The organism is Sphingomonas sp. PP-CC-3A-396, assembly GCF_004343105.1.
Taxonomy (GTDB): Bacteria; Pseudomonadota; Alphaproteobacteria; order Sphingomonadales; family Sphingomonadaceae; genus Sphingomonas.
The window spans coordinates 21551-29322 of the sequence record NZ_SLYF01000015.1; the positions used below are offsets into that span (position 1 = coordinate 21551).

The 7772-nt window shown below is 66.1% G+C and carries 6 protein-coding genes; 3 read left to right on the top strand and 3 right to left on the bottom strand.

Features of this window, described 5'->3' with window-relative positions:
* Positions 1–22: 22 nt before the first annotated feature.
* On the bottom strand, positions 23–1813 hold the full coding sequence (locus tag C8J40_RS19465) for an IlvD/Edd family dehydratase (protein ID WP_132898433.1): 1791 nt from the start codon (positions 1811–1813) through the stop codon (positions 23–25).
* A gap of 31 nt (positions 1814–1844) precedes the next feature.
* The gene (locus tag C8J40_RS19470; protein ID WP_132898434.1) at positions 1845–2990 is read right to left on the bottom strand and encodes an aldose epimerase family protein; all 1146 of its coding nucleotides are present in this window, start codon (positions 2988–2990) and stop codon (positions 1845–1847) included.
* 155 nt (positions 2991–3145) lie between these two features.
* Here C8J40_RS19470 and C8J40_RS19475 point away from each other — a divergent pair, with 155 nt between their 5' ends.
* Positions 3146–4456, top strand: a complete 1311-nt coding sequence (locus C8J40_RS19475) for a sugar MFS transporter (RefSeq protein WP_207901305.1) — start codon at positions 3146–3148, stop codon at positions 4454–4456.
* A 65-nt stretch (positions 4457–4521) separates the two neighbouring features.
* Here the strand turns inward: C8J40_RS19475 and C8J40_RS19480 are convergent, their stop codons facing one another.
* The gene (locus C8J40_RS19480; protein WP_132898436.1) at positions 4522–5295 is read right to left on the bottom strand and encodes a FadR/GntR family transcriptional regulator; all 774 of its coding nucleotides are present in this window, start codon (positions 5293–5295) and stop codon (positions 4522–4524) included.
* Between the two features lie 108 nt (positions 5296–5403).
* Here C8J40_RS19480 and C8J40_RS19485 point away from each other — a divergent pair, with 108 nt between their 5' ends.
* Together C8J40_RS19485 and araD1 are read left to right on the top strand one after the other, a co-directional pair.
* The gene (locus tag C8J40_RS19485) at positions 5404–6954 is read left to right on the top strand and encodes an aldehyde dehydrogenase (NADP(+)) (protein ID WP_132898437.1); all 1551 of its coding nucleotides are present in this window, start codon (positions 5404–5406) and stop codon (positions 6952–6954) included.
* Between the two features lie 57 nt (positions 6955–7011).
* Positions 7012–7772, top strand: a 761-nt coding sequence (gene araD1 / locus C8J40_RS19490) for an AraD1 family protein (RefSeq protein ID WP_132898438.1), incomplete at its 3' end; no start/stop codon positions are given.

Below are 7772 nucleotides of genomic sequence, written 5' to 3' on the forward strand. Positions count from 1 at the left end.
GGATAGCGATACTGCATACGTCCTAGTGATTGTCGCGCGGTAGGCCCATCGTCTGCGCGATCCGCTGATACTTCTCGGCGCCTTCGAGGATCGCGCCGGTCTCCATCTGGCCAACCGTGGCGCGCTGGATTTCCTGCCAAGGCGTCTGCGATCGGGGATACGCATAGCCGCCGGCTTCGGTGAGTGCCCGGCGACGCTCGGCGAGCTCGTCGTCGGAGATCAGAACGTTGGCCGATCCCTTGGCGAGATCAATGCGGACGCGATCGCCGGTGCGGATCAGCGCGAGGCCGCCCATCGCTGCGGCTTCGGGAGACGCGTTGAGGATCGAGGGGGAGCCCGACGTGCCAGACTGGCGGCCATCGCCGATGCAGGGGAGGGCATGGACGCCCTCGCGGATCAGATAGGCGGGCGGACGCATGTTCACGACCTCGGCGGCACCCGGATAGCCGATCGGTCCCGCGCCGCGCATGAACAGCAACGTGTCGGTCGTGATGCCGAGCGAGGGATCGTCGATCCGGTGATGGTAATCCTCCGGGCCGTCGAATACGACCGCGGGGCCTTCGAAGGCTTCTGGATCGGCGGGGTTCGACAAATACCGTTCGCGGAACTCCGGCGAGATCACGCTGGTCTTCATGATCGCGCTGTCGAACAGATTGCCGCGCAACACGATGAAGCCGGCATCCTCTAGCAACGGCGTCGCGAACGGGCGGATGACGCGTTCGTCCTCGATCGTCGCGGTCCGGCAATTGTCGCCGATCGACTTGCCGTTCGCAGTCATCGCGTCTTCGTGGATCAGGCCCTGCTTCATCAGCTCGGCGACCACCGCCGGCACGCCGCCGGCATGGTAATAATCCTCGCCCAGATACTCGCCGGCGGGCTGGAGGTTGACCATCAACGGCACCTTGTGGCCGTGAATCTGCCAGTCGTCGATCGGCAGGTCGACGCCGATGTGACGCGCGATCGCGGCCAGGTGGATCGGCGCGTTGGTCGAACCGCCGATCGCCGAGTTGACGACGATCGCGTTGTGGAACGCTTCCTTGGTCAGGATGTCCGACGGCTTCAGATCTTCCGAAACCATGTCGACGATGCGCTTGCCGGTCTTGTACGCGACCTCCTGACGGTCGCGGTACGGCGCGGGGATAGCGGCCGAACCGGGCAGCTGCATGCCGAGCGCCTCGGCGAGGCTGTTCATCGTCGTCGCGGTGCCCATCGTGTTGCAATAGCCGGTCGACGGCGCGGACGAGGCGACGAGCTTGATGAAGCCCTCGTCGTCGATCGCGCCGGTCGCGAGCAGTTCGCGCGCCTTCCACACGATCGTCCCCGACCCGGTCCGCTCGCCCTTGTGCCAGCCGTTTAGCATCGGACCCACCGACAGCGCGATCGCGGGAATGTTGACGGTTGCCGCCGCCATCAGGCAGGCGGGCGTCGTCTTGTCGCAACCGATCGTCAGTACGACGCCGTCGAGCGGATAGCCGTAGAGCACCTCGACCAGTGCCAGATAAGCGAGGTTGCGGTCGAGCCCGGCAGTCGGGCGCTTGCCGGTTTCCTGGATCGGATGGACCGGGAATTCGAGCGCGATGCCGCCGGCTTCACGGATGCCTTCGCGCAGGCGCTCGGCGAGCACGAGGTGGTGGCGGTTGCAGGGGCTCAGGTCGCTGCCGGTCTGCGCGATGCCGATGATCGGCTTGCCCGAGCGCAATTCCTCCAAGGACAGCCCGAAGTTCAGATAGCGCTCGAGATAGAGCGCGGTCATGTCGATATTCTCGGGGTTGTCGAACCACGCGCGGCTTCTGAGTTTTGGTGTGTCGGTCATCGAGAGGCTTTCTGGGAAGTCGGGGCCGGTATCAGCGGGCGACGGAAACGCGGTAGATCATGCGGTGGTGATAGGGCTTGCCCGGATCGACGCGGGCCGAGCCGAATGCGGGCTGGTTGGGCGTGTCGGGAAACTTCTGTGGTTCGAGCGCGAGGCCGTCGCCCATCCGGTAGACATGGCCGGATTTGCCGACCAGCGACCCGTCGAGGAAATTGCCCGAATAGAATTGCACGCCGGGCTCGGTCGTCAGCACTTCGAGTACGCGACCTGACGCTGGATCTTCCACACGTGCGGCAAGGCCGGGCTCCGGCGTCGCACCCTTATCGAGCACGAAATTATGGTCCCAGCCATGCGCGATGACGATCTGCGGGTCGCGGCCGTCGCGGATCCCGTCGGACAGCGCGCGGCCGTTGGTGAAGTCGAATACGGTGCCGACAACGGGCTTCAACTCGCCGGTCGGGATCAAGGTCGCGTTGACCGGGGTATAGCGCCGCGCCGGGATCGTCAGCCGCTGGCCGTAGATCCCGGTCGCCGAACCTTCGCCGGCCAGATCGAACAGCGCGTGGTTGGTCATGTTGACGATCGTCGGTGCGTCGCTGGTCGCGTCGAAGTCGATCGTCAGCGCGCCCTTGTCGTCGAGCGCATAGGTGACCTTGGCCACCAACGTGCCGGGGTAGCCCTGGTCGCCCGCCGGGCTGGTCAGCGTCATCACGACCTTCGCCTGCGCGCCATTGGTGACCGACACGATCTTCCAGATGTGCTTGTCGAACCCGACCGTGCCGCCGTGCAACGTGTTGGTCTTGTCGTTGAGTGTGATCTGATAGGGCTTGCCGTCGAGTGTGAAGCGACCGCCGGCGATGCGGTTGGCATAGCGGCCGATTGTCTGGCCCCAGAAATTGGGTGCGGTGACGTAGCTTGCGGCATCGTCGTAGCCGAGCGTGATGTCGGCGGTCCTGCCGTTGCGATCGGGTGCGTTCAACGACTGGAGCGTCGCGCCGAGCGTCATGATCCGCGCGCTGACACCATTGGTGCCGGTCAGCGTGACGGCTTCGATTGCGGTGCCATTGGGTAATTTGCCGAACGATTCGCGCTTCGCGGAGGCCGCCTGCACGGCCTGCGTCGACAACGCCGTCAGCACGGCCGCCACGATGATCCCCGTTTTTTCGATTGCGCGCATTTCGGTTCCCGTCCTTAATCGCTCGACGCCGTTGACGCGCCTTGTTCGGCTATATAGTCGGACAATATATTTCTGAGCAAGCCATGCGGTAAAAGACTGTCGTTCAGTCGCAGACATGGCACGGAGGGTGAGCGATTATGGCGATGCCGATACAGATGCGACGGCCCGTCGAGGACGAAGCGACACAGGGTCCGCCGGTGGGCAGCCCCAGTTATCGCTCTGCGCTGACCCTGCTCGCCAGCCTGTTCTTCATGTGGGGCTTCATCACCGTCATCAACAACACGCTGCTGCCGCACCTCCGCAGCGTATTCGACCTCAGCTATACGCAGACCACGCTGATCGAGAGCGTCTGGTTCATCGCCTATTTCTTCGCGTCGATCCCGTCGGCCAAGCTGATCGAGCGGGTCGGCTATCAACGCGCGATGGTGTTCGGGCTGGGGCTGATGGCGGTCGGCGCGCTGATGATGGTGCCTGCCGCACGCCTGCCGAGTTACGGCGTCACGCTGTTTGCGCTGTTCGTAATCGCCAGCGGCATCACGTTGCTGCAGGTCGCGGCCAATCCTTATGTCGCGGTCGTCGGTCCGCCGGAAACCGCATCGTCGCGGCTCAATCTGGTGCAGGCGTTCAACTCGGCGGGCGCGACGCTTGCGCCGTTGTTCGGCGGCTACTTGATCCTCGGCCGCTCGACCTCGGGCACCGCGGTTGCCGGATCGACCGCGGTGCTGACCCCGGCCGAGCGGCTTGCCGACGCACAGTCGGTGGTGTTGCCGTACCTGATCGTCGCGGGCGTTCTGGTCGTGCTCGCGATCGTGATCGCGCGCTTCCCGCTGCCGGCGATGGGCGCATCGACGCAGCGCTCGGCGAAGGCGGATCGCAAGGGCCTGTCGCTCTGGTCGCACCGCAACCTCGTGCTCGGCATCCCGGCGATCTTCATCTACCTGATCGCCGAGATCGGTGTCGCCAATCTCTTCATCAACTTCGTGAGCCAGCCGCAGATCGGCAATCTGACCCACGAGCAGGCCTCGCACTATCTGTTCATCCTGTGGGGCGGGATGATGGTCGGTCGGCTGGTCGGCAGCGTCGTGATGCGGACGATCCCGGCGGAGCGCGTGCTGGCGGTGGCGAGCATCGGTGCATTCGTCGTCATGCTGATCGCGACCTTCACCACCGGGCATGTCGCGATGTGGGCGCTGATCTCGGTCGGGCTGTTCCACTCGATCATGTTCCCGACGATCTTCACGCTCGGCATCCGCGGCTTGGGGCCGCTGACCGAGGAGGGCTCGGGCCTGCTGATCATGGCGATTGCGGGCGGTGCGCTGGTGATCGTCCAGGGCTGGCTCGCTGACACCTATGGGTTGCAGATCTCGTTCCTGCTCACCGCGGCGTGCGAACTCTACATCCTGTTCTACGCGGTGTGGGGCTCGCGCGTGACCGACGCGCTGCCCGATCCTGTCGCCGTTCCCTAAAGTGTGGCGCCCCATGACCGGGGCGCCGATCTAGCGGTCGACCATGAAACGGCGGTGTCGTGCGATCAGCGCGCCATCGCCAGTTTCGTATCCTCCAGCGCCAGGTCGACCAGCGTCCGCATCGCTGCGCTGGCGCCGTTCGCATCGCCCGCGGCGATCGCGTCATAGACCAGCATGTGATCGGGAATGGGATTGCGGGGCAGGGCACGCGCACGCTGCTTGAACTGCGTCGTCCAGTTGACGGCAGCACCGATGCTCGCGCTCAGCACGATCAGCGCATCGTTACGGGTCGCCGTCAGCACCGCGTCGTGAAACTCGCGATCCGCCGCGCGCCCGGCTTCGGTGGCCAGCGTATGCCGACGCATGGCCGCCAGCGCGTCCTTCATGATCTTCAGGTCGGTCCGCTCGCGCCGTTCCGCGGCAAGCGCTGCCGCCGCAGGCTCGACGATCGCGCGCAATTCGAACAGCCCGCGAACGAACGCGATGTCGGGCTCGCCGGCAAACGCCCAGGCCAGCACGTCGGGATCGAGCAGATTCCACCGGCTTCGCGGCAGGACGCGCGTACCGATCTTCGGACGGCTTTCGACCAGTCCCTTGGCGGTCAGGACCTGGACGGCCTCGCGGTAGGCGCTGCGCGACACGTCGAGCGTTTTCGAGAACTCGACCTCGCCGGACAGCGTGTCGCCGGGGGCGTACTCGCCCGACAATATCGCCGTACCGAGCTTGTGCGCGACCGCCCCGTGAAGGCGCCGACCCGTGCCGCGCGGAACGCGGACGACCGGGGTTTCATCGTCGTTACCGCCCTCAACAGGCTCCTCAATGTAATCCACTTCCGTCATACCGCTTGCTCCCTGGGCGAGGCGTAACAGTCCCTGTGCGATCAAGGAACGACAAAGATTGCCAAAGCCCGGCGCCGCTTATATGTCGGAGTATAGGGAGTGGATACCATGTCAGACACAAGCACAATTCAGACCGGGCGTTCGGCCTTTCGGTCCGTCGAGGCCGCCACCGGTGTTGCAGTGGGTGATCCCATCGCGGTGCATGGGCCAGCCGACGTCGAGGCCGCCTGCGCCGCCGCCGATGCCGCATTCGATACGTATCGCGCGACCGGCAATGACGCGCGGGCCGATTTCCTCGAGCGGATCGGCGACGAGATCGTCGCGCTCGGCGACGACCTGATCGTCACCGCGATGCGCGAAAGCGGCCTGCCGCGCGCGCGGCTTGAGGGCGAGCGCGGTCGTACCGTCGGCCAGCTCAAGCTGTTCGCGGGCGTCGTCCGCCGCGGCGGCTGGATGGGGCTGCGGATCGATCCCGTGCTTCCCGATCGTGCACCGTTGCCACGCCCCGACCTGCGGCTGCGGATGATCCCGCTCGGCCCGGTCGCGGTGTTTGGCGCAAGCAATTTCCCGCTCGCCTTCTCGACCGCTGGTGGCGACACCGCGTCGGCGCTGGCCGCAGGCTGCCCGGTCGTCGCGAAGGGTCACCCCGCGCATCCCGCGACCGGCGCGATGGTCGCCGGCGCGATCGACGCTGCGGTCGCGGCCTGCGGCTTGCCGAAGGGCGTGTTCTCGCATCTGGTCGGCCCCGGTAACGATCTCGGCAGCGCGCTGGTGCAGGATCCACGTATCGCCGCGGTTGGCTTCACCGGATCGCGCGCCGGCGGTCTCGCACTCGTCAAGCTGGCGCAGGCCCGCGAAGTTCCGATCCCGGTCTATGCCGAGATGTCGAGCATCAACCCGGTGGTGCTGCTGCCCGAGGCGCTAAAGGCTCGCGGCGCGGCGCTGGGGACGGCGTTCGTCGGGTCGCTGACGATGGGTGCGGGGCAGTTCTGCACCAATCCCGGCCTCGTGCTCGCGCTCGAAGGCGAGGGGCTCGACGCATTCGTGTCCGCTGCCGCAACGGCATTGCCCGAGGCTCCTGCCGCGACGATGCTCACCAGCGGCATCCATGCCGCCTACGAGCAGGGCATCGCCGCACTCGCCAGCCACGACGCGGTGAACGAAATCGCACGTGGCAAGGTCGGCGAAGGCGTCGCGCAGGGGCAGGCGGCATTCTTCGAGACGACCGCCGCGCAGTTCCTGAGCGACAAGGCGCTGGGCCATGAAGTGTTCGGTGCGTCGTCGTTGCTGGTGCGCTGCACGAGCGAGGACGAGCTCCACGCCGTACTGCGCGCCGCCGAGGGGCAGCTGACCGCGACGATCCAGATGGACAACTGCGATGCCGACATGGCGTCGCGACTGATCCCGCTGCTCGAACGCAAGGCGGGACGCATTCTCGCGAACGGCTGGCCTACCGGTGTCGAGGTCGCCCATGCGATGGTGCATGGCGGTCCGTTCCCGGCGACCTCGGATGGCCGCACGACCTCGGTCGGCAGCCTTGCGATCGATCGGTTCCTGCGGCCGGTGTCGTACCAGAACCTGCTGCCCGAACTGCTGCCGGAGGTGTTGCGTGACGGCACGACCGCGCCGCTGCTGATCGACGGCGTTCCCGCCAACTGACCTGAAAATATCGGGGACAACCGTAACAACGGCGTCTCGCTTAGGAGAGAGAGTGTGATGACTTTGCGCCTGTTGCAGCATGTTGGCGTCGACGGCACGCGATCGGTGATCGCTGCCACCAGTGAAGGGGCCGCGTTCGTTACCGGCGTAGATAGCGTCCGTGCTTTGGCCGAACGCGCGATCGCCGATGGCACCGATCTCGCCGCCGCGATCGCGGTCTGCGGGACGGGCGACAGCGTCGACATCGCTGCCGAACTCGCCGCGGGTCGCCTGACCTCGCCGATCGATCATGTCGATCCGGCCCATTTGATCATGACCGGCACCGGCCTGACGCATCTCGGCTCGGCCGAGGGCCGCGACAAGATGCACCGCGCCGCCGCGGACGCCGAGAAGCAGACAGATTCGATGCGGATGTTCCTTGAGGGCGTCGAGGGCGGCAAGCCCGCCGCGAGGACGCGCGGGCAACAGCCCGAATGGTTCTACAAGGGCGATGGCTCTGGCCTAGTCGCACCCGGCGCGGCACTGACGATGCCCGATTTTGCCGAGGATGGCGGCGAGGAGCCCGAGCTTGCCGGGATCTACCTGATCGGTCCCGACGGCACGCCGTTCCGCCTTGGCCTGTGCCTCGCCAACGAGTTCAGCGACCACGTCACCGAGCGCCACAACTATCTCTGGCTCGCGCATTCGAAGCTGCGCCAGGCGTCGCTCGGGCCCGAACTGCTCGTCGGCACGCCGCCTCAGCATATCGAGGGTGCGAGCCGCATCCACCGCGACGGCGCGCTGCTGTGGGAAAAGCCGTTCCTCTCTGGCGAGGCGAA